Here is a 3,691-nt window from a genome sequence, read left to right as displayed (position 1 = left end):
CGTGTACAGGCTGGCAGGGAAGTATCTACAGTAAAAGCGTTATTGATGAAATAGGGTAATAGTGAGAAGTGAAGATATGAGCCACAGATTTCACGGATTAACACGGATAGGAGAGGAGTTACTGATCACCAGAAGTTCCCGATACATCGGGACAAGCTTTGTCCGGAGTACCGTTCAAAACTCTTGTTTGGCTGGGTGGCGCGTAACTGTCGTTCTCAAGTCAATTCACTGAGTACAGTGTCTTAACTCGATAACTTACTGGAGATATTATTGGTAAAAGAGGAAAATTTGATGAAAGTATTTTTAGCATTATTTGTAATAATTTCAATACCAATAATGGTTTTTGGTACTTTGATAGAGATTGATGATGATGGGGGGCTGGATTTCAGTTCTATTCAGGCGGGGATTGATAATAGTGTGAGTGGAGATACTTTGCTGGTGCATCCGGGGCTTTATCAGGAGAATATCAATTATGGGGGCAGGGACATTGTGGTAGTGAGTTTGTATTATACCACCGGGGACAGCAGTTATATAGAAAATACTATTATTGGCGACGTGGTAGACGGATGTCTGGCGACATTTGAGAATTATGAAACGAGAGCAGCCGTACTGGGAGGATTTACTCTGAGGGGAGGAACTGGGAGTAATTTTCCTAATTACCTGTCAGGAGGGATCAGTTGTTTGAATTTCAGCTCACCGACTTTGCGTGACTTGAATATACATGACAATAATCGTGGTGCCGCAGGGGGGATATATTGTGAATATTCTGATCCTTTGATCGAGAACTGTCATATACATGATAATACTGAACCCCATATTTACTACGGTGGTGGTATAACTTTATATCATTCTAACGCTGAAATTTCAGGATGTTTGATTGAGAATAATTATGGTCAAGTTTGTGGTGGTGGAATATGTGTATTTGAGATGAGTGATGCGTTTATAGAAAACACGATAATTTCAGGTAACATCGCCGAAGGGGGTGGAGGAATTTATGCTCAAGCATGTAATCTAACCTTAAGAAATGTATTACTATCTAATAATGATGGTAGGTTAGGTGGTGGTATTGTCCTGTACTATTATGTAAATCCAGATTTTGAAAACGTAGTAATCAAAAGTAATGAATGCGGTAGTTATGGTGGAGCTGGGATGTATCTTAATACATTAGATTGTGAAATACAAGGAGTCAAGATAATTGATAATTATGGGCACAGAAATGTTGGAATGTTTGTAAGAAACAGTGAAGTTACTTTAAAGGACTTTGTTATCTGTAATAATTACATAGATTATGAAAATCTCGATGGCAGCAGTATGAAAATCGATAACGGATCGGAAGTGATAATAGAGAACACTACTTTCCAGGGAAATATCAGTTATGGGACATCTATGATTATAGCAGGCTCATCAAGTCTAATAATGCGTAACAGTATTTTTGCAGATGATGGGATGAGTATTCAATTTCAGGAAAGTGATGCGGGTAATGACAATTATCTGGAATTGAGTTATTGCAATATAGTAAATGGGGAATCCAGTCTTGATTGTGATAATTATGGCAGTTATGTATGGGGAGCAGGCAATATCAGTGAAGAGGTGGGATTTGCCTGCCTTGAAGAGGAAGATTGGAGGTTGATGTATTATTCACCGTGTATTGATGCCGGGGATCCTGAAGGAGAATACGATCCGGATGGAACAATACAGGATATGGGAGCAATATATTATGATCAGACAGAATTAGTTTATCCCGAGATCAATATTCCCGATTATCTGCATTTTGAAAGTGGAGAAGTGATTGAGCTTGATTTTGAGGAGTATGTATATGACATTAATCCAGATGAATTAACCTTGAGCGTGAATGGGAATGAAGATGTTCTGGTGGATATTGCTGATATGCTGGTAACCATCAGCTGTACGTATAACTGGGCAGGAGTGGAATTTCTGACCTTTTATGTGAATGATAATAGTGGCAGGTTGGTGAGCAGTGCAGAGATGACAGTGGATGTATCAAAGAATCTGATCTATGTACCGGAGGAATTTGCAGAAATCCAGACAGCAATTGAACAGGCAAATATCGACAGCACGAAGATAATAGTAGCACCAGGTGAATATCATGAGAATCTTGATTTTCTGGGAAAGAATATTGAATTAGTGAGTTATTTTGCAGCGACTGGAGATACAGCCTTTATAAGTGATACAATTATAGATGGAGACAGTCTGGACTCAGTAATATTATTAATTAATTGCAGTTGGGCAAAGATTTCTGGATTTACGATCAGGAATGGATATGGGTGGGATAGTGGGGCAGGCGGTATATTTATAGATGGTATAAATTCCATTCAGATAGATAATTCAATTTTAGAAAATAATGAATATTCCGCTATATGTGGTGGTCTCACCAACAATATCAATGAATTGATATTCCATGATCTAATAATTAGAAATAACACTTGTAGCGGTATCTATATTGATAGAATAGAAAACGCTGAAATAAGTGATCTTTATTTTAGTGGGAATCAGACTTATTATTCTTCCAGTAATTATTTTTCGGGAACAGGTGAAAATTCAGTTATTTATATGGATAATGTAAATGTAAATTATTTTAATCAGGAATCTTCCAATGATCTACTTTATATAGGTGGATTTTCTAATAGTGTAATATCAAATATTAATATTAAAAATGTGGATATTCCTTTTGAATCGCAAAGTAGTGCATTACGATTCGCAGGGATAAGTAATAGTACAATATCTGATGTAACAATAAATAACTTTCAAGCAATCTCGAATTATGGCGGATTAAGAATTGATGACTGCAGTGATGTGATATTTAATAACATTATTGTAACTGATTGTCAATCCGATCTTGCTGCTGGAATGAAAGTGAGAACATGTAGATCAGAGCCGGTAATCATTTATAATAGTCTTATTCAGGGTAATGTTGCTGTGGATAGAATAAGCGCTATAAGTTTATATAAGAGTAATGTATATTTTATAAATTGCACAATAACTGGCAATGTCTCAGAAAATGGGGCAGCTATCAATAACAGTTCCAATGCATCAGAAGAACCCTATTTCATAAATTGCATAATCTATGATAATGAGCCAGCCCAAATCCAACTGGGATCTCCTACAGAAAGATCAAAATTAATGCACGTGGAGTATTGTGATGTGGAAGGAGGTGAAGAAGGCGTATTGCAGTATGAAGGAGCCGTATTGCACTGGGAAGAGGGTAATATAGATGCTGATCCGCTATTTACAGGTATAGAGCCTTATTTATACAGTTTAGAGGAAAGTTCACCTTGTGTGGATGTGGGAACATTGGACTTTCCTATATTATTTGAAGTTCCAGAGACTGATCTGGCAGGAAATCCGCGGATCAGTGGAGACTTTATAGATATGGGCTGTTATGAATACCAGTATCCTGGTGGTAGTGAAGATGCTGAAATAGTGGATATGTCAGGTAAGGTCTGGTGTTATCCTAATCCTTTTAATCCAGAGGTTACTATTTCTTTTTCTACCACAGAGGTCACAGAGAACACAGAGGTTAATATTTACAATGTAAAAGGTCAACGCGTACGCGAATTGAATCCACCGAGGCGGACAAGAATTGAAAACTCAATCCACCGAGGCGGACAAGAATGTAAAATGAATTCAGTAGTTTGGGATGGAAAGGACGATTCTGGGAAACAGGTAAGCA

Annotated in this window: 1 protein-coding gene; it reads left to right on the top strand. The window is 37.5% G+C overall.

The annotated features are described in order from the left end of the window. Positions 1 to 291 precede the first annotated feature (291 nt). A partial coding sequence (locus RAO94_03870) for a right-handed parallel beta-helix repeat-containing protein (protein MDP8321472.1) occupies positions 292 to 3,691 on the top strand: 3,400 nt, incomplete at its 3' end.

This window comes from Candidatus Stygibacter australis, from assembly GCA_030765845.1.
GTDB lineage: Bacteria > Cloacimonadota > Cloacimonadia > Cloacimonadales > TCS61 > Stygibacter > Stygibacter australis.
This window is presented reverse-complemented; position numbering and strand designations above follow the sequence as displayed.